We start from the raw sequence: 17,853 nt of genomic DNA on the forward strand, positions 1-17,853 counted from the left end.
ACCGCGAGAAAAACGCACGCAAGCATGAGGCATATGCCGAGCGCTACGGTGCGCGCCAACAGACCGATAGCTACTCCAGCAGCGACCCCATCTGAACCGCCCACGACAGCAGCTTCGTTCGTGCGCCGGTCATTGAATAGGTGACAGAGACAGCCGAGCGGTTCGTCGATGGTGACGTATTCCCATCGCCTTCGCACACGACCTGCGTGCTGGAATGGCCGTTGGCGCGCTCCACCTACTTGCATCGGCGCAGTCAAAAGCTGTTGCCCTAATCCGAACCGGTGTACTCCAATTCGCGCAGACCCCCACGTCCGTAAGGAGTCCAGCCGTTTCTTAGGACAACGATCGGCGCCGGTCAACAAGTCCGCCAACCGCCCCCAGCCACCGCAGCCGTCTCATGTAGAGCGATATCAGGCAGCGGATCCAATGGGGCTGCGAAACCAGGAGCTGAAGGTGGATCCGCCCTGTCCGCTCAACACCACTCCGCCAATGCAGTGCAGCTTGGCGCTACGGATCCGGATACCAGCCGGCCAGTACATTCATGCCCCCGCCTCTCTAGCTGACCGCCTGCTGCTATCCGCGGCCCAACGAACTCGCGACTTAGCCCTCGCAGGCGACGCCGTCGTTGTCCCGGTCCAATTTCGGGCGGTATCCGGGGTCGCCCTTCTTGATGTTGTAAGCCCCGTCGGCGTGTGCTTCCTTGCAGCTGCCATATGGCGGATCGGCCTGTGTCGGTGTGGCCGCATTGGCGCTGAAAGGTACTGATGCAGAGATGATTACGCCCGCCAAGAGTGCCCCGATGATTGCATGATTGACCGCGAGCTTCATTGCCCCGCCTACCCGTGATTCGATTGTGGTCAGCGGAATGTACGCCCACTCAACTTGATTGCGGGTGTTTTCGGGGAGAAGTGTTTGGCGCCGTTCGTGTGCCAGTTTGTTCGCGTATCCGTCCGGAAGCCCACAATTACCGGCCTCAACGCGGGTCCTTCAGCCACGAGTCCGCTACTTACTTCTGGGTCTCGGTGCAGATTGTGAACTTGCGCACCGCGTGCGGGAAACCGCCGGTGGGGCAGCCTGCATTGGTGGTGGTGTTCAAGATGACGCTCAGTGGCTTCTCGCGGTTCGGGTGCGAGCGGTCGTCGCACCTGACGCGGGTTGCTTCGTATTTGCCGATGCTCAGGCAATTGCCGCGAGCCCAGTAGTAGTCGAGGCAGGCCGTCCACTCTCCGCCATCGGCGGTGTTGGTGTCCCAGTATCTTTGCTCGGTGTCGCTGACACAGTCGGTGTGCTTTCCGAACCTGTTGTATCACAAAGTAATTGTTGTCCGGTGCCCCGCATTCAGCCTTAGACAACTGCATGTGAGTCGCCGTCGTATGCAGGTGAACACACGTCCCGGCAGGGTAGTCCGGATTGACAGTTAGGGTGTCGGCAGGAAACCGGCTGTCGATCTTGGAGAAGTTCGTATTGACCGTTTTGGCGGCGAGCTCCGAACGGAATTCATGTCGCACCTTCGCATAGACCAGAAGTCCGAAGCTCGCCATGGCGCACAACGCCAGTGCTGCCACGACACTCAAAGCTGCGATGCCCAGCACTGTTGGCCACCGACGACGACCGGGCGCACTCGCGGTACCCGGCGGCCCGTTCCAGGAATCTGCCACTCACTTCTACTTCTGTGTTTCGGTGCAGATCGTGAACTTGCGCACCGGATGCGCGAAACCACCGTGTAGGCAATCGGTATTCGTCGTCGTATTCATCTTATGGGCTACCGAACGGGCTGGTGGGCGAGGTCGATGCTAGACCTGACGGGGTCGTAAAGGTGCGAATCCTGTTTGTTTCCAGTAAGTCTGGTGAATCCACCATCTTGGGCGAGCTTGCGAATGTCATCAGTGAGCACGCTAGGCGGGGTTGTGGCGATCAGGATTTTCATGGGCTGGCTGCTGGAGAAACACACGCCGAGCACCGGCCAGTCTGGCGGTGGCGGGTCGGGCATGTCCCCCGTGTAGCTCCGTGGATATGTTCCGGATAACAGTATTTCGGGTTGCCAGGTACCGGAGTGCAGCAGTTTTTCGGCATCCGCGTACGGCTTAAGGACGAGTTGCTCGCGCGTCACTACTAGTGCGTCGTCAATGCGGACGGTGCTCGATGACGCGGTGACGGTGACCGTCTTGGCCGCTTCCGCATGCGATGAGCGGGAAGAGCGACAGTGCTACCAGGGCCTTACGGTCGCGTCACCCTAAAGATTCTTCACTACGTGCTCGGCGGAACGCGACTACTACTCGGGCGGTACTCAAGGCCCAGGGAGAACCCACCGTCTCCGGGGACAGCCGAGAAGACGCCAAGAACATCTTTGCTGGCTATTAATAGTGTTTGCGCGGTAGCCGGCAACGTCCGTCAGCGGAGCTTCGTCGGGCAGCGAGCCAAGGACTGCCGCGGAAACGTGCCCAGCCTAACTGAGAGTTTTCTGCTAGTCCCGACTTTGGCATCAGAGGCACAAATGATAATCGAGGCACTTGCCTCAAATTGCCCAGTGGCAGAACAGCTTATGCCGAATCCATGATCGGGGGTGTTCGCATCCCCATGGACAGTCTGGTGATCGAATCTTTGCGCCAACAGCGTCGAGACGACGAACTTTGGATAAAATTTGAGGTGGTCAACATCGGACTTGCTGTCGCATTCACTCCCTATGATTGCAGCAACAGTCCAAATGATCCTTGAGGAGTCCCATGGGCGCTAAGCCATCGAGATGGATAGATGCGTGGGACGTTGCGCTGGGTATCACGACGCTAACCGCATCAGCCGTCGCGGCAGGTCTTTCTCAGTTCGCGAAGGACACATCCGGTGTGCATCCGTGGTGGCTTGCCGGCCAAATTCTGGCGGTGTTGGTGACAGCAGGCGCCCCCACGGTGTCTGCGATTCGCGCGAAGCGCGGGGAAGCTCGGGCTCGGGCGAACGATAAAGACACACGCATCCAGAGTCGAGTGGAGATGAACTCTGGAATCGAACCGATTGCGCGAAAGTTGGGAGAGTTCGCGGCGGCAACGACGAAGCGGGACAGGGACTCACTCCGAGGGCAGGTAATCACGTTGACGATTGCGGCGGCAGATCAACTCCTCGGTAGCCAGCATGAAACAAGGTCGTGTTTCTTCAAGTTGGTTACTGGACCGCCTGAAGAATTGCAGCCAACCAATTACCACCACGGAAGGATTGGTTCGACGCGATCGGTGTTCATCGCGGGGACCGAAGAGGGCGACTCAGCCATCAACATCGTGAAGAACAACACCTATCGACTCTGTAGAGACGCGCGCAGTGATCCTCCGCCAGGATGGCGTCGCGATCGGGAACGGGACTATCTGTCGTTCATTTCTGTGGCCGTGGTGGCTGACAAGAATGCATATGGGATGTTGACAGTCGACTCTAGACTCGCTGACGATCTTCATGAGGATGATGTGAACGTAGTGCGGGTGCTCGCGGCGCTCCTTGCGGTCGCACTCGCACGTGACTGATGACCGGTGCGCGGTGCGCGGTGACTGATGACCGATGACTGGCGCGCGGTGACTGATGACCGGTGCGCCGAGCGCGTGCGCGGTGACTGGCGCGCGGTGCGCGGTGCGCGGTGACTGGCGCGCGGTGCGCGGTGCGCGGTGACTGATGACCGATGACTGGCGCGCGGTGACTGGCGCGCGTGCGCGGTGACTGGCGCGCGGTGCGCGGTGCGCGGTGACTGGTGCGCGGTGACTGATGACCGATGACTGGCGCGCGGTGACTGATGACCGGTGCGCGGTGCGCGGTGACTGATGACCGATGACTGGCGCGCGGTGCGCGGTGACTGGCGCGCGGTGACTGATGACTGATGCGCCGAGCGCGTGCGCGTTGACTGATGCATCATTGTTGTCAGAGTGTTCCTATACGTTTGTGGAACATAGAAGCCGTACTCTTAGACGGTGGAAGGAGCGCAGCATGGCAGTCATCATCGACCCGCAATCGGATAACCGTGCCGAGCGCATGTTGGAAGATCCCGATGCCTACTTCGCATCTGAACGTGAGCGCATAAGGCTTCAGGTTGAGGAAGAGATGCGACGGGAAGAACGCACCGGGCGCCGTCGCGTCCGTCGTACTGGACCGTAGATCTCGCGCCGAGTCGTCGTATGCGTCGCGGTTGCAACAACGCATGTCTGCTCGTTTTCTTGATGTATCTGCAAATCCTTTGCACTCTACTCACGGAAAAATGTCGGGCGAGTGCTGCACCGTGACGGTCGGAGTTGTCCGTCGCACAGTCACTCGTCGTGTTGCAAGCGTCGCCAAACCAGGAAGTCGTCTCGCCGCTGACAGCAGCGGCACGGCAAGCCGGGCACCGATCGGATCGGTTTAAGCCACGTATTCGGCAGCCTATGACGCTGGTGTCTGACACCTCCGCGGCGCTAAAGAGTGACTCGCTGGGCGAAGCAACCACCGAGCAATCGCGAAGACCGCTCACCATCAAGAGGGGCACGTAAAAGAAGCGCGCCTAGCGCGATTGCACTCGCTGACGACTTTCTTGGGATGCCGTCAACCAGGAGCAGCTTTCGCCACCAGGCTAGCCTTCACCGATCTTTCGCTACCTCCGCTGTGGACCCTCGCGTGCGAGACAGGCAGTTCGAACGTGTCTGCCAGTGGTATCGACGAACGACCCGCAGTACCGGAACACGCTTCGGCGAGTCTCGCTCTGGGACTGCCGGCTGGGCAGCTGGCGCGCAGCTGCCGGTATCGATCTAGTCACCCCGAGGCCATGCGGGGTAGTTCTGGACCATCGAAGCGAAGGCGTACGACCAGCGATACGTGCGTCACCAAGGCCGACGTAGATGCACTCCTAGTGGAGTCCTCCAGGGCTCCTGCCGGCTGCTGATCGCCGACACCGACAAACTGAGCGCCAACGCTCGCCGCGTGATCAACGCCGAGGAAAAGCCGGCTGGGTTCGTCGGGCCTAGCGATCTGCTCGCCGCTGGCGTGGGCTGGCCTGCACGTGACTACCAACGCGAGGCGATCGACGCCGTAGTAACCGGGTTCTGCTCCACCGACAGCGGTCGATTGATCACGGTGTGCGACACGGGCAAGACACTCACTGCTCAGTTCATCACTATGGCGCCCAATGCGCAGCGCCCCTCGTCCTAGTGCTTGTCACTGTCTCTTCTGAAGCAGTCGATGCGGTACGCCAGACCAGAGCCAAGCAGAGAGTGAGGTGCTGCCGGTGTGGCTCCTGACGAGACAGCGTCGCGCACCGAGGGCACCACGGTGTGAGACCCGGTGAAACATGTCAGCGACTTGGGACTGCCGATCACTACCCTCCCACCGACATCGCCGCGTTTCTACACAGACGGTCCGGCCGCCATGCCGTATTCAGTATCAGTCGTCCCCGCGGATCACCGAAGCGTCGCATCGACCGGGGGCCTGCGTTCGACCGCGTGGTCACGAACGAGGCACGGCGGTCGGATCAAGACGGACCGGCGGTGGTTCGTGACCGTCACACCGAAGGTCTTCACCGCGCGCGTCATCAAGACGGCCAACGAACTCGATTTTGAAGTCGCATCGATGGACGACGGAGCCAAATTCGGCAGGATGTTTCATCGGCTCGGATTCAGCGAAGCCATCCGTCACAACCTTCTCACTGACTACCAGGTGACTGTTGCGTCGATGACAGCACCTGCAGTGCTGTACGTGGAGGCGGGCACACTCCTCGCGCACGACAGCACGGAGATCACCGACGCCCGAGCCTAGCCGGACAGCTCGGCCGGACGAAGGCGATGCGCAAGTACGATCTCCGGCGCCTCATTAGCTTCCATTCCGGGGTGGCTCGCGCTCGGGAGTTCGCCTCCGAAACGTCCGCCGTGATCGATTGGAAGCCTGCCTTCGGCTCGATGTCAGCCGGCGAAACGCGCGCTCTGCTGCACCACCTGATTCACTTCGACGACGGCGAGCGCGGTCCGTTCGCCGATGGGCGGTATTGGGCTGAGGGAGTGGACACACCCGCTCTCGACGGTCGCGCTCATCGACCCGCGGCATTCCGAGGTAGACATCGCGCAAGCCGTCGGCAGTGAGATGCGCAAGACCGACGACACAGTGGTCGGCACTGTCGTCATGTCTGTGCTCACTGACGCCGAGGCCCCACCCCGAAACCGTGCTGGATGCGTCCGTCTTCAAACCAGTCGGGACGTGATCAAAGCACTACGGGTGCACCGCACCTACGGGACAAGATCCAGCTCGACCTGCCGGCGCATCGAGTCCTAGCTCTAGCCGGGCAGGGCGTCCAGAAGCGCTTGCCGGGCAGCACCCAGGCGCCCCTTCGGTCCACAGGCTGCGCTGAATCGTGACCCACGAGCAGCGCCGGTAACCGTCGAGCGGATGCGACTGCTACCGACAGCTCGTCGAGTACGTGGAAACGAACAGGAGCGCACAATGTTTTTGCTCGAACGTCGCCGACGATGAGCACCAGATGCGAAAGCGGGGCAGCATCCAGCGGCGCGTCTGGGACAAGCTCAGCGAGGAGCGAAGCCGCGCCTCGCAGCTTCCGAGGTTGACGTTCGATGCGCGAGGTGGCTGGCCCCGGGGGACTGAGTCCGCCGCTTGAGTAGTACGTGGCTGCACATGCGACGCGCTCATTCCCCATGTGTACGTATCTCTAGACGGCACCGCGCTCGGGCGTGTGTGGCGCTGCCTGGACGATGCGCGACGAACGCTGGTGCCGACTGGAACAAGTTCCGGGATGGACGCAACAGGCTGGGCCAGCGCTGAGCGCAGCGCCAACGTGGCTTGCGGTGACCGCGCGGCGATCTCCATCAGATCTTCATCACCGACGACATCGGCCTTGCGGGTGGACGCCACGGGCTATCCGGATTGTCGCCATGCCAGCGCCTGTCACAGCTTCGAACGCATCGTCAATATGACCGCGCGCTGTGTGGCTGTGCCAGTCATTGACCGCCACGAGGTGCTCGAGCGCCTCGGTGCCGCGCCCGCGCAGCCTCGTGAGCCCAAAATGGGTCACTTCATGGCACAACGTGCACAAGCAGATCAGCCTCTTGAGGACTTGGACGTTTCCGGCCAGGAAGATCCATCGCTCATGGGCTTCAAGGTAAACCCCTGCGGCCGAATCGCGTTCGCCCCCGCATGCTTCGCATCGGTATCCCGCCCTCCGATAGATCATCAAACGAAGCCGCTCCTAATCACGCGGTGAGACACAAGAGCGCACATTCGTGAACCAGCACGAGGACGGCACCAGATCGACAAACAGCCCGGAACCGAACTCTCGGTCCTCGCCGGGAAGCAACTCCGGTAGCGGCATCCATCGGGCCAGATCCTTATCGGAGCCAGTTGGTGCGTACCAGCTGCGGGCCCTCTGATCCCACCGTGCCCCTAGCTTTTTCGCGTCATCCTTCTCCGCAAAAGGCACATCGAGCCAAAGCCTCGAACTATCGCTGACAGCAGGCATCTATCCGCCTCGGGATCACCACTGCCAGCGGGTCGGTAAAGGTGCCCTCGGCCATGACAGCAGGATAGTGAACACCAGCGCCAGCCCACGACTTTCAGACCGCCTTGGCGTGCAGCTCGGGGTTTAGCTGGATAGGCCCAGAAGTCTCCGGGATTTGGTCGCCGCGTGTGGGGTGTGAGGGTTTCAAGGACACGATCCGCGGCCAGCTTGCCGCTCCCAGGCTTGCATCTGGGGTGTGTTGCGGCGTTGGCGCAATACATCGGCCCGTATCCATAGTTTTCCCTGTTGACCTGCGTAAATGGTCAACAATAATGACGATTTGTCTGCCTTCCTGCAGGTTTTCGTCGCCGCCTCGTAACAGGGGGGTGCCTCTGCGCGCCCGCCGCCCTATACGCGTAAAAACATAATGTTATGTCGCGATACATCGATAAGAGCCTATACGTAAAGGGCTCATCATTAGCTTAGCTAAATACATATACCTACCTGCTGTTTCCTTGAATATGCAGATACTCAGATTGGGGCGGCTGTGAGGGCTCCGCAGAGGCACCCCCCTGTTACGAGGCGTGAGCGCTTCGCCGCAGGTGTACATGGAAACTGTTCGCGAGGTTGACCATTTACACAGGTCAACAGGGAAAGTTGTGGGTTCGCACCGGCACAATTACGGAAACGGCGGCGCCGAGATGGAGAAATTGGAGATGGGGCAGAAATAGATGCCACAGGGGGACTGGGCGGACGGGGACAATGACGGGAAGACCGCGGCGAGGCCATTCATGAACGGTTGATCAGCCTTGGTGGAACTCCTGCGCGGCCCAGTATCTGCATACCTGACAAGCGTTGCCAGTGGCGTGGATGCGCTTGATGCTGAGCTACTCACAGCTCCCTTCTGCGAGGCAGTCGTAAAGGCGGTCCGCAAGATCGTTTGGTTCTGTCAACTTGAGATGGTCCCGGCGGAGAACGCGCTGGGACTGCGTGTCAGCGCGCCGTTGAACGACGTTGCCCTGTCGTTGATGTTGCCGCAGGTGGTTAAGGGACGGTGCGGGTGTGGCGGTAGGCGGTGGGGGTGGTGTTGAACCAGCGTCGGCAGGATCGGGTGAGCACGCTGTGTTCGGCGTAGCCGAGTTGACGGCATATCTGGCTCAGAGGCAGATCGGTGTCGAGTAGTAGACGGTGGGCGATGTCGCGGCGGGTTTGATCGAGCACGTCGGCGAAGGTGGTGCCTTCGGCGGTTAGCCGGCGGCGCAGGGTTTTGGGGTGCAGGCCGAATTGTTGTGCGGCCAGGGAGGCAGTGAGGGTTCCGGTGGGCAGTAGTTGGCGGATGACGCTGGCCAGGGTGCCTGTCAGTCGGCGGCTGTGTTGGCCTGTGGTCGTGGACAGGTAGCTCAGGGCGAGTTGGTGGGCGAGGGGGTCGTGGGCGAGTGGCCGTTGCAGATCGGTTGCGCGCACGGTGAATCCGGCGATCGGTTCGTTGAATTGTGGTGGGCAGCCGAAGTAGTTGCGGTAGTCGGCTTTAGGGCCCAGCGCTGGGTGGGGCAGGTGCACGGCCACGGGTCGGTAGGTGGTGCCCAGAAACAGGTGCAGCGCGCGAAGTGTGACACCGAGAGCCAGTTCGATGGCCTGGGCTTGCGGGGGTCGTGGGGTGAGTAGGAAGTCGAATTCGAACCGACCCAAGGTCGAATCGGGATGGGTGCTGATGCGGGTGGTGATGCCGGGACTGTAGGCGCTCATGTAGGTGTCCAGGACGGTGAAGGCGTCGGCGACGGTGGCGGCGGTGCGGGCCGCGAACCCGACCGGGCCGAGGATGTCGATGCTTTGGCGCCGTGCGAGCTGGCGACCGAAGTCAGTCACGTTGAGGACTACGGCCGCGTCCTCTACGGCTGCGATCGCGTTGCGTAGCGGGATGTATCGGTCGCGCTGCCCGATGTCGCTGGGGTCGAGGTTGGCCAGTTTCAGCACGGCGGCGGGGTCACCGCCCAGGGTGCTCACCAGCGGTAAGAACCCTGTCAGTGACGACCCTCGGACCAACAGCATGTCCATGAGAGTCAAGAAGATGTCCAGATATGTCAAGACGGCGCGGGTGGCGTGCGGCAAGGATGGTCGGGGCCCGGTTCACCGCCGACGGTGACATGGACACGGGCCGGTGGTGTTTCGGCGCACCCGGTCAGCCGAGCGGTTTAGGTGAAGGGGTCCGAATTTGAAGGTTTCTGGTTCGTGGTGGCGGTGGTCGAGTGTGGTTGCCGTGTTGGCGCTCTCGGCGGCGATGACCGCATGCAGCGGCCATGACGGATCCGATAAGCGTGGCGAGGTGAGCATGGAGCAGGTCCGGGAGATCGCGAAAAAGGCCTACATCTATGGCTTCCCGATGGTGGACAACTACCGCATCCAGTACTCCTACTTTGTCGATCGGCAGGATCAGAACTACAAGGGCGCCTGGAACCAGGTCCATAGCATCGCTCGGGTCGCCACCCCCGCTGACACCGCCATTCAGACCCCCAACTCGGACACGCCCTATTCTTTCGTGGGCGCGGATTTGCGGGCAGAGCCGTTGGTGCTGACCATCCCGCCGATCGAGGCAGGCCGCTACTTCTCGGTCCAGTTCATCGACGCCTACACCTACAACTTCGCCTATGTGGGCAGCCGCGCCACCGGCAACGGCGGCGGCACATTCCTGCTGGCCGGGCCGGGGTGGCACGGTGAGAAACCTGCCGGTATCACCGAAGTCGTCCAGTCCGACACCGATTTCGCGTTCGTCGCCTACCGCACCCAGCTGTTCGGTCCCGACGACATCGACAACGTGAAGAAGATCCAGGCCGACTACCGGGTGCAACCCTTGTCGGCGTTCCTGAATCAGCCGCCGCCGGCCACACCGCCCGCGATCGACTTCATCAAACCTCTAACACCCGAGCAGGAGAAGACCTCACCGGAGTTCTTCAACATCCTGAACTTCACGCTGCGCTATGCCCCGACGAAGCCCTCGGAGAAGGAGCTGCGAGCCCGCTTCGCCACTATCGGCATCGGAGGGGAGGCCACCTTCAACCCCGACACGCTGACACCGGAGACGCGGACCGCCATCGAGGACGGAATGGCCGACGCCTGGGCTGAATTCGACACCCTGCAGAAAGACAAGATCAACACCGGGCAGGTGACCACTGCCGATCTGTTCGGCAGCCCCGAGGAACTCGGCGACAACTACCTCTACCGGATGGCCGGGGCGGTGCTCGGGATCTACGGCAACACCAAGCAGGAGGCGATCTACCCGTACTTTGCCACCGACTCCACCGGGGCACCGCTGGATGGGGCCAACAACTACACCTACAGGTTCGCCCCCGGACAACTGCCACCGGTCAAGGCGTTCTGGTCGCTGACCATGTACCGGCTGCCCGAAATCCTGCTGGTGGCCAACCCGATCAACCGATACCTGATCAACTCACCGATGCTGCCCAACCTCAAAGCCGACCCCGACGGCGGATACACCCTCTACATCCAGCACACATCACCGGGTCCGGACAAGGAATCCAACTGGCTACCCGCACCACAAGGCCCGTTCAGTCTCGTCGAACGGCTCTACTGGCCCGAGCAAGCCGCTCTCGACGGCACCTGGAAAGCACCCAAACCGCAGAAGGTCTAGAGTCCGTGTCGCGGCCATCACCGTTCGGCATCCAATGTGCGGCGACGCTGGAATCAGGGCTGTTCCGTGTTCACGTTCAGCGCACCTGAAAATCGCTATATTGTGCGAGTTTCGCTGCCAGGCAATCAGTATGAAACGGCATATTGTGGCGGTATGAGCGCAGTTCGGGGGTATCGCATGGCTGACCTCGTCGGCGGGGGCGTGTCCAGCGCAGAATTCACTCCTGTGGGCGACGGACGATTCCGGCTGGGAGTCAATGACGAGGACGGTTACGTCACAATCGAATTCGTGGAGCCGCTGGCATTGCACGCTGAATGCATGCCCGAGGTGTGGCCCACAGTCATCGACAGCGACGGCTATCTGACCAGAGAGGCCGCTAAGCGGGTGGCCGAACGGCTCCACAAGCTGCTCCCGTTGCCTAACGATGGAGTCGAGCACACCGACCGCCTGGAGCACGAAAGTGAGCCCACTCTCGGGCTGAGCATCTACAGCCCATACAGGCGTGACGAGACATTTGGGTCTTGGTTCGATCGTATTGGGCGGCAGTTGATCACGAGTGTCGTCAACCTCACCGAACCGCAGGCTGGCCAGTCTCCCTACCTGTTCCGGGTCTTGGACAATCGCTAGCCAACAACTAATTGAACGGCCCCTCTACCTGGGCGGGCGGGTCACGAACAAAGAGCCCCGCCTGACATTCCGTTGGTGGTAGACAGTGGACACCACGAAATCGTCTCGCGCCACAAGTAGATATGCACGCAGACACTGAGTCATAGTTGGTTGACCGGGACTCGCCAACTTATCCGTAGTGCCGGTACCGCCTACGCGTGGCGGTGGCGTCGAGTTCGGCGATAGTGGCGGCCCCAGCTGTTTTGGCAAGACATAAGGCAATCTTGGCAGCGGCGAGTGCATCGGAGCCAGCTTCGTGATGGTTGCCGAGTTTGATGTCGTAGTGTTCACATACGTTGGGCAGTCGGTGTTTCGGCAGCTCCGGCAGCAGTATCCTGGACCACTCCATGGTGCAGTAGTGGGTGGCGACATCAAGACTGCGGCTGCACGCGGCCAACGCTTGTCGCAGGACATTCATGTCGAACTTCGCGTTGTGGGCGATGACCGGCAGCCCATTGCTCAATAAAGCGAGCAGATCCGGAATCCGGTCCTCGAACGTTGGTTCCGCGGCAACCGTGGCTGCGGAGATTCCGTGGATTTGGACGTTACGAGAGTTGAATTGCCTGTGCCCGGCCGGCGGGCGACACAGCCACGAACCCTGTTGTTTGATCCGCCCATCGCGTACGGTAGTCCAGCCAATAGCGCAGACCGAGGCATAGTTGGGGTTGGCGGTCTCAAAGTCAATAGTAGTGAAATTCATTGCGGTCTAACTCCTTTTGCGTTTCAGGACGAGGCGATCAGCTAGATGGTTGAGTCGCCGTCGTCCCATGACAGTGTTGGTGTGGGGCAGGGGAGGCCGAGTTCGCCTGGGGCGGCGAGGATATCGAGATTGCGCAGGCACACGCCAAGTTGGCCTTTGTAGGCCAAGACCCATCGCCCGACCCCGACCATGGGCGCGGAGGTAGCGACTACAGCGGGTCCGATCACGTCAAACCAGCCCGCGTAGTCCTCGAATGTCGCGCGAACAACGGTCCCGTGCTCTAGTTCACGGGCAGGATCTGGCGGCCCCTGAGCGGGTGTTGAGCGCCCAGAGACGTCAAAACGCAACACATCACTGGCAGGGCGGCCATTGGTTTCGATTGAGAACACACTCAATACCAACTCGCCATGACAGGCGCGGCGGATATTCCCCCATGTGCAGTACACCCCGAACATGGGACTCTGAAATGTGGCTCCTATGCGGGCGCCCACCGTCATCTCGCTGATCTGCAGCTTCATTTCGGCTACCGGCCGGCGGGCAGGTGGGGTAAGGAGCCGGGCAACCTCTTCGTTGGCATGCGTCACGCCGCAGAGTATTTATGGCCTGAGCCACTTTTTCGGGAAAATGGCGAACATCACGGGCAACGTTTCCATCTTGCACATGGCGCGTACCACATTGGGCCACAACGAATTTGAAAGTCAAGTAGTTAATTTGAAAGTTCAGATGCGGGTTCGGCCGAGCTGAGCAGCAGGTACCTTGGGATGAAGTGGGTGTGATTGAAGATCCCTGTAGCGCCCAGGCAGCACGGACGCATCGTCAGCGTCGTATTGCTTATGGAGTTGAGCTGGAACGCTTTTCATGGTGTAGACGTAGTCGGCGGACATCGCGCTCAACGCAGCCAACGCGGTGGGCGGCCACCGCCGCCGGAATCGACCGGTCCAGCAGCACCGCCAACTCGTCGGATGAGAACTTGGGTTCGTCTTCCCACGGCGCATGGTCCCAGCCAGTGTCGTAGGACCCAAGAAACGGTGCCTGGTCCATTGAGCTTCCCGATTCTTTGTACCGTGATGCCTAACAGCGCCAACGCAAGTTCTCGTCAGCTCGCTATGGACCTGACGAGCGTCGCCAACGTTGCCCGCAACGCTAGCGGGTTACGGGGCATCGGCGGTGGCGGTCGTGTAAACGTCGGGTGTCAATCGGCCTGTCGGCCCGCGGGCAATTCGGTTCCGCCGGATACGTGCGTAACAAGCAATAGTTGATTTTCCACAAATTTCTCTTGTGAAAACCAACTCTCTATGCCGCAGATCGTCGGCAATTTCGTTTGAGCGCAGAGAATTCCGGTGATTCGTGAGCCTGTCGATCAAGCGTGGTTTCGACAGATTTCACGTCTCGGGAATGCCGGTGATCAGATCGGGCTCGCGGGATCCCTTTCGGTCGACTCCACTCAATCATGTTCCAGTGGAATCAAATTGGGTGCCCGAGTGGAGTATCTAGCGTCCAGCCAACCCGCTCAGATGAGACTGATAGTCCCAATTATTCACCGATGCAATGGAATTGATCACACGTAGCGTGCGGGATGTAACACTCAAGGTGGAGCCGATGGTGAGAGTATGAGCTGGTGCATGAGGAAGCCGCGGTCGCGCAAGCCCGGGTATTGCTGGTATCGCTCTACGAGAACATCAATGAGGTTTCGCGGACTATGGCGAAGATTGAACACCAAATCCGGTACCGGCCGCGCCGCCCGGTGCTGTTGCGTCATCAGCGTCGCCGCATGGATGAGTTGCGCAGGGAATTGTATGAAGCGCACCGTCTCGTCGACGGCCTACATGAGCGATTTCCTTCTGCACGAGGCGAAGTGAGTACTGGCTCGAAGATAGGGGGGAGGCGTGTTGTGGAGTCGGAGGCGGTGGGTAACTACGGGGCGGAACCGCTCGACATCCAGAGGCGCGGTTAATGTCAGCCCACGGGGTTGCGGGGTATGTGAGCGGTTGCCGGTGCACGCTATGCGTCGAAGCGCAGTACGAACGGGAGGGGGAGATCGCAGCAGCCGAACGGCGCCGATGGGCGGAGCTCGCTCCGCGCTCCAGACGTTCGGGTAAGGGGTCCCGTGTGCAGAGGCGGGCCGTTCAGCGGATGCGCGCTATCGCCGAGCGGCAGGCCAAACACCAGCAGCGGCGTCACCGCGCAATCGAGGCTGCGGAATACGCGTGGTTGCTGGCCGACGACCGCAGCGCGATAGTCCGAATCCGTCGGCGTATCGGAGCCTTGGTGAGATACGCCGGCGCGGGTGCGCTCGATGAGTTGCTGTGGCGTCAGCTGCAGGAGACCCGTCAGCTTGCCGAGAAACATGAGGCCGAAATCGAGGCGTACTTACTGATAGACCCAAGATGACTTGGATGTGCGCGCTGTACGCCCACTTGATCTTGTGCCCGTAGCTGCTCACGAACTATCGAGGCGCGGCGTCTGGATGATCCGCCTCGCGGCGTAGGGGTTGGCTCCGGAGCGCTATCGGCCAGCTCCAGACAGTCTGTTTCAAAGATGTAGGCGGGGAAGTTGCGGTGCCAGGTGTTCAAGGGCGTTCTCGAGCATGTGATGGACAGGCGCGTGGCTCAGGGGTTTGGAGGCAAATCCAGATAGGGTGAATGAGAGGTTGGTTCCATCGCCTGCTTGTGAGAGTGTCCAGATACCTTGAAATGTACGGGGATTGGTGGCGATGGATGTGAGCCGGAAGGCAAGCTGCTCGTTGGGGCGGACGTTAAGGAATTGACAATCGAAGTGGCCGGTGAAGGCTGTCTCGGGTATAGCTGCTGTCTTTATGGACAGCGAAAACCCGGCCTGTGGGGTAATCGGCCCGTCTAGTTCCAGGACCCAGTCGGTCAGAACGAACTCTTCTGATGTAATGATATTCCAAACTGTCTCTGGCATATGGGGATAGAACCGTCGTGCCGTGAAGGAGCGGTTGTATCGGGTGTCCATATGCCGACTCCTATGATGTGTGTCTAACGAGAATTGTCAGTGTGCCGCGCCGCGGACGATGAGTGGTAGCCGTCGGGTGCCGCTGGTTGGCAGTCCTTCTAGTCACATCGTGGACCGAATCAACGGTTCCGGGTTTGAGTGCGCTGGCCCAAAGGGGTTACTCCTGGCCGATATCGAGCTGCGTGAACTTTCCGCTCTCGTCGGGGACAAATCGGAAGAACGTTCGGAAGTTCCCCCATGTCTCGCTGTGGAACTGCCCGGTTACGGTGTGTCCGTCTTGGCTGACCTTCTCGATCGTGGTGAAGTATTCGTTGCCGATTTCGGCGCTGAACGCGCTGAAATCGCGCGGTGCTCCGTCATCGGTCAAGCCGGGCTCCTCTACGAACGCTGCTAACCAGCCGTCGCTATCTTTAGTCTGCCAAGCAGTGAGTGCTTTGCGCACTGAAGAATCGGTCACCAGCTCTAAATTTTTTGTGGGAGATGACATAACAGCCTCCTTGATTTCTGTTTGAACCTCTTGGGCAGGAACGGGTGTGGGGTCTATGTGGTGACTGCGGCGCGGATGTCGGTGGCCTGGATGTCGACTGTTTGTGGTCCGTTGCCGGTTACGAGACCAATTTGTCTGTCTGGCAGCAGGATCAGTGAGGTCGGGACTGGCGCTGTTTTCACGGTGAATCCTGCTTCGCGCAGGCCTTCGTCGACGAAGTACTCCAGCCGGGTCGGCCCTGGAGGGATGTGAACGTATCCCTGGTCGAGCATGCCGGTTTCGCCTTCCCTGCCGACGGTGGTGACTTCGGCGGCCAGGAAGGCGTTGTCCTGGACCCTGTACGGGGTGCCGTTCTGATTCACACGCCAATTCGTTGAGGTCAGGGCGATGGGGGCGTGACAGATCAGGGAGATGTAGACGCCGTTCTCCCGCGCCAGGTGCAGCACTTCACCAAGCCAGCGGTTCTTGTGAAAGTCGACCATCGGGGCATGCCCGCCGGGTGCGTGGATGAAGTCGAAATCGGCGAAGCTGAAACCGTCTGCGGGGTCGCGGTGTCTGCGGATCAGCTCGGGCAGCGAGGCATATGGTTTGGGCTGCAGGGCTTGCACCCGGCGTACCAGCTCGGGGCGGAACGCGAGGACTTCGGCGTCGGTGCAGGGCAGCGGATCGGTGATCGGCAGTCGGCCAAGGTGTCGCTCCAGAAGCTGCAGTTCGCGCTCCCGCCGTTCCACCAGGCCGGTGTATTGGTGGCGGTAGGCGTCGATATTGAAATGGGGATCGGAGAACTGCTGCACCGAGTCGACATAGACCTCGGTCATTGTGTCGGTTGCGTGCCACGGGATCGAGAATCCGTTGGTGTCGATCTGCGGCACTTCACCGTCAGGGGTGGCCAGTATGAACTCGTAATCGTTCTCGAACTCGGCGAGCACCTGTGCCAGCTCGACGTGAAAGAACCCGATCGGGATTGATGGCACAGAGACAGGCTGGGTCAGCGGCAGTCGGCGTGCCGACGACAAGATGATCAGTGCACGGCGCTTGGTGGTCGCATTGGGCATGAATAAGCTCGACTCGTTCCTGGCTGGTGTGGCGGCGAAGGTGGTTTCTGTGTGTGGTCTAGTTGATGGTCGAGAGAATCCCGCCGTTGACGTAGAGTGTCTGCGCGGTTGTCCAGCGGCTTTCGGGGAGCACCAATAGCCTTGCTACGGGCAGGATGTCGGCGCCTCGCCCGATTTGTCCATTGATGCTCATGGATTGCAGCCAGGCAATGTTCTCATCGGATTCCGCCGGGTAGAAGAAGCTCGTCTGCAAGGGTCCGGGTGCGATGCAGTTGACGGTGATTCCGCGGCCACCCACTTCTTTGGCGAGTGCCTTGGTGAAGTGTTCGACGGGGGCCTTGGATCCTGCGTAGGCACTGTAGGTGGGGGCCAGTGCGCCGACCATGGCGGTGATAAAGCTCAGGATGCGGCCGTCATCGGCCATTCGGCGCGAAGCCTCGCGCATCATGAAGAACACCGTCTTGGCGTTGGTGTTGAAGACGGCGTCATACTCGTCTTCGGTGATGTCGGCCAGGGGTTTGCGCACGATCATCCCGGCGGTATTGATGAGGATGTCCCATTGTCCGAACGCCTCGAAAGTGAAGTCGATCAGTTTGGTGCAGTTTGCAGGCACCGCCAGGTCGGCCTGGAAGCTCACCGCCTCGCCCCCGGACTCCTGGATCTGACTGACCACCTCGGCTGCCTTGTCCTTCTTGTTGTCGCTGCGATAGTGCACCACAACCCGGGCCCCATCGTGGGCGAGCGTCCGGGCGAGCGCGGCACCCATATTCGCTGAGGCACCGGTTACCACGGCCACTTTCCCGGCCAAGGGCCGCTCCGTGGGGCGGTACGGCTGCACTGTCTGGATCGAATCCGGAATCTCTACCATGATTAGTCCTTTCGTAT

The 17,853-nt window shown here is 60.6% G+C and carries 19 protein-coding genes; 7 read left to right on the forward strand and 12 right to left on the reverse strand.

Annotated elements, in window-relative coordinates:
* Window positions 1-600 precede the first annotated feature (600 nt).
* Together AB0H22_RS16935 and AB0H22_RS16940 are read right to left on the reverse strand one after the other, a co-directional pair.
* Window positions 601-828, reverse strand: coding sequence for an excalibur calcium-binding domain-containing protein (locus AB0H22_RS16935; protein ID WP_180751569.1), 228 nt, complete (start codon window positions 826-828; stop codon window positions 601-603).
* Between the two features lie 934 nt (window positions 829-1,762).
* A complete protein-coding gene (locus AB0H22_RS16940; protein WP_358147527.1) occupies window positions 1,763-2,110 on the reverse strand; it encodes a hypothetical protein in 348 nt (115 codons plus the stop codon).
* A 613-nt stretch (window positions 2,111-2,723) separates the two neighbouring features.
* Between AB0H22_RS16940 and AB0H22_RS16945 the strand changes: the two genes are divergently transcribed.
* The 4 genes from AB0H22_RS16945 to AB0H22_RS16960 all read left to right on the forward strand — a co-directional run bounded on the left by AB0H22_RS16945 (window position 2,724) and on the right by AB0H22_RS16960 (window position 5,751).
* Window positions 2,724-3,503: a GAF domain-containing protein gene (locus AB0H22_RS16945; protein WP_358147529.1), complete on the forward strand. Its 780-nt coding sequence runs from the start codon at window positions 2,724-2,726 to the stop codon at window positions 3,501-3,503.
* 454 nt (window positions 3,504-3,957) lie between these two features.
* A complete protein-coding gene (locus AB0H22_RS16950) occupies window positions 3,958-4,125 on the forward strand; it encodes a hypothetical protein (protein ID WP_358147532.1) in 168 nt (55 codons plus the stop codon).
* A gap of 795 nt (window positions 4,126-4,920) precedes the next feature.
* Window positions 4,921-5,148 carry a hypothetical protein gene (locus AB0H22_RS16955; protein WP_358147534.1) on the forward strand — a complete coding sequence of 76 codons (228 nt, stop codon included), beginning with the start codon at window positions 4,921-4,923 and terminating at the stop codon, window positions 5,146-5,148.
* A gap of 342 nt (window positions 5,149-5,490) precedes the next feature.
* Window positions 5,491-5,751, forward strand: a complete 261-nt coding sequence (locus tag AB0H22_RS16960; protein WP_358147536.1) for a hypothetical protein — start codon at window positions 5,491-5,493, stop codon at window positions 5,749-5,751.
* Window positions 5,752-5,894: 143 nt separating this feature from the next.
* On the opposite strand, the gene AB0H22_RS16965 is transcribed toward AB0H22_RS16960, so the two are convergent.
* The 3 genes from AB0H22_RS16965 to AB0H22_RS16975 all read right to left on the reverse strand — a co-directional run bounded on the left by AB0H22_RS16965 (window position 5,895) and on the right by AB0H22_RS16975 (window position 9,523).
* Complete coding sequence (locus tag AB0H22_RS16965; protein ID WP_358147538.1) at window positions 5,895-6,113, reverse strand: hypothetical protein; 219 nt, start codon at window positions 6,111-6,113, stop codon at window positions 5,895-5,897.
* 1,076 nt (window positions 6,114-7,189) lie between these two features.
* Window positions 7,190-7,459 carry a DUF5710 domain-containing protein gene (locus AB0H22_RS16970; RefSeq protein ID WP_358147540.1) on the reverse strand — a complete coding sequence of 90 codons (270 nt, stop codon included), beginning with the start codon at window positions 7,457-7,459 and terminating at the stop codon, window positions 7,190-7,192.
* A gap of 1,023 nt (window positions 7,460-8,482) precedes the next feature.
* The gene (locus AB0H22_RS16975; RefSeq protein WP_358147542.1) at window positions 8,483-9,523 is read right to left on the reverse strand and encodes an AraC family transcriptional regulator; all 1,041 of its coding nucleotides are present in this window, start codon (window positions 9,521-9,523) and stop codon (window positions 8,483-8,485) included.
* Window positions 9,524-9,716: 193 nt separating this feature from the next.
* Between AB0H22_RS16975 and AB0H22_RS16980 the strand changes: the two genes are divergently transcribed.
* Entirely contained in the window at window positions 9,717-11,084 is a 1,368-nt protein-coding gene (locus AB0H22_RS16980) for a DUF1254 domain-containing protein (RefSeq protein ID WP_358147948.1), read from the forward strand.
* A 153-nt stretch (window positions 11,085-11,237) separates the two neighbouring features.
* Window positions 11,238-11,711: a hypothetical protein gene (locus AB0H22_RS16985; protein ID WP_180751557.1), complete on the forward strand. Its 474-nt coding sequence runs from the start codon at window positions 11,238-11,240 to the stop codon at window positions 11,709-11,711.
* Between the two features lie 169 nt (window positions 11,712-11,880).
* Here the strand turns inward: AB0H22_RS16985 and AB0H22_RS16990 are convergent, their stop codons facing one another.
* From AB0H22_RS16990 to AB0H22_RS17000, 3 genes are all read right to left on the reverse strand, one after another.
* On the reverse strand, window positions 11,881-12,450 hold the full coding sequence (locus AB0H22_RS16990; protein ID WP_358147545.1) for an exonuclease domain-containing protein: 570 nt from the start codon (window positions 12,448-12,450) through the stop codon (window positions 11,881-11,883).
* 41 nt (window positions 12,451-12,491) lie between these two features.
* The gene (locus tag AB0H22_RS16995; RefSeq protein ID WP_358147547.1) at window positions 12,492-13,034 is read right to left on the reverse strand and encodes a hypothetical protein; all 543 of its coding nucleotides are present in this window, start codon (window positions 13,032-13,034) and stop codon (window positions 12,492-12,494) included.
* A 247-nt stretch (window positions 13,035-13,281) separates the two neighbouring features.
* Window positions 13,282-13,491: a hypothetical protein gene (locus AB0H22_RS17000; protein WP_358147550.1), complete on the reverse strand. Its 210-nt coding sequence runs from the start codon at window positions 13,489-13,491 to the stop codon at window positions 13,282-13,284.
* A 1,068-nt stretch (window positions 13,492-14,559) separates the two neighbouring features.
* On the opposite strand from AB0H22_RS17000, the gene AB0H22_RS17005 reads away from it, so the two are divergent.
* Window positions 14,560-14,841, forward strand: coding sequence for a hypothetical protein (locus AB0H22_RS17005; protein ID WP_358147552.1), 282 nt, complete (start codon window positions 14,560-14,562; stop codon window positions 14,839-14,841).
* Window positions 14,842-14,982: 141 nt separating this feature from the next.
* On the opposite strand, the gene AB0H22_RS17010 is transcribed toward AB0H22_RS17005, so the two are convergent.
* From AB0H22_RS17010 to AB0H22_RS17025, 4 genes are all read right to left on the reverse strand, one after another.
* Complete coding sequence (locus AB0H22_RS17010) at window positions 14,983-15,426, reverse strand: SRPBCC domain-containing protein (RefSeq protein ID WP_358147555.1); 444 nt, start codon at window positions 15,424-15,426, stop codon at window positions 14,983-14,985.
* 157 nt (window positions 15,427-15,583) lie between these two features.
* Complete coding sequence (locus AB0H22_RS17015) at window positions 15,584-15,913, reverse strand: hypothetical protein (protein ID WP_358147557.1); 330 nt, start codon at window positions 15,911-15,913, stop codon at window positions 15,584-15,586.
* A gap of 53 nt (window positions 15,914-15,966) precedes the next feature.
* Window positions 15,967-16,968 carry a hypothetical protein gene (locus AB0H22_RS17020; RefSeq protein ID WP_358147559.1) on the reverse strand — a complete coding sequence of 334 codons (1,002 nt, stop codon included), beginning with the start codon at window positions 16,966-16,968 and terminating at the stop codon, window positions 15,967-15,969.
* Between the two features lie 58 nt (window positions 16,969-17,026).
* Window positions 17,027-17,836 carry an SDR family oxidoreductase gene (locus AB0H22_RS17025; protein ID WP_358147562.1) on the reverse strand — a complete coding sequence of 270 codons (810 nt, stop codon included), beginning with the start codon at window positions 17,834-17,836 and terminating at the stop codon, window positions 17,027-17,029.
* Window positions 17,837-17,853: the final 17 nt, after the last annotated feature.

It is taken from the genome of Mycobacterium sp. NPDC050853 (assembly GCF_040653875.1).
Lineage (GTDB): Bacteria > Actinomycetota > Actinomycetes > Mycobacteriales > Mycobacteriaceae > Mycobacterium.

Excerpts from the sequence above, each read along its gene's own strand:
- AB0H22_RS16935 (WP_180751569.1), bottom strand. The coding sequence starts at position 828 with ATGAAGCTCGCGGTCAATCATGCAATCATCGGGGCACTCTTGGCGGGC.
- AB0H22_RS16945 (WP_358147529.1), top strand. The coding sequence starts at position 2,724 with ATGGGCGCTAAGCCATCGAGATGGATAGATGCGTGGGACGTTGCGCTG.
- AB0H22_RS16950 (WP_358147532.1), top strand. The coding sequence starts at position 3,958 with ATGGCAGTCATCATCGACCCGCAATCGGATAACCGTGCCGAGCGCATG.
- AB0H22_RS16965 (WP_358147538.1), bottom strand. The coding sequence starts at position 6,113 with ATGACGACAGTGCCGACCACTGTGTCGTCGGTCTTGCGCATCTCACTG.
- AB0H22_RS16970 (WP_358147540.1), bottom strand. The coding sequence starts at position 7,459 with ATGCCTGCTGTCAGCGATAGTTCGAGGCTTTGGCTCGATGTGCCTTTT.
- AB0H22_RS16980 (WP_358147948.1), top strand. The coding sequence starts at position 9,717 with ATGACCGCATGCAGCGGCCATGACGGATCCGATAAGCGTGGCGAGGTG.
- AB0H22_RS16985 (WP_180751557.1), top strand. The coding sequence starts at position 11,238 with ATGAGCGCAGTTCGGGGGTATCGCATGGCTGACCTCGTCGGCGGGGGC.
- AB0H22_RS16990 (WP_358147545.1), bottom strand. The coding sequence starts at position 12,450 with ATGAATTTCACTACTATTGACTTTGAGACCGCCAACCCCAACTATGCC.
- AB0H22_RS17000 (WP_358147550.1), bottom strand. The coding sequence starts at position 13,491 with ATGGACCAGGCACCGTTTCTTGGGTCCTACGACACTGGCTGGGACCAT.
- AB0H22_RS17010 (WP_358147555.1), bottom strand. The coding sequence starts at position 15,426 with ATGGACACCCGATACAACCGCTCCTTCACGGCACGACGGTTCTATCCC.
- AB0H22_RS17015 (WP_358147557.1), bottom strand. The coding sequence starts at position 15,913 with ATGTCATCTCCCACAAAAAATTTAGAGCTGGTGACCGATTCTTCAGTG.
- AB0H22_RS17020 (WP_358147559.1), bottom strand. The coding sequence starts at position 16,968 with ATGCCCAATGCGACCACCAAGCGCCGTGCACTGATCATCTTGTCGTCG.
- AB0H22_RS17025 (WP_358147562.1), bottom strand. The coding sequence starts at position 17,836 with ATGGTAGAGATTCCGGATTCGATCCAGACAGTGCAGCCGTACCGCCCC.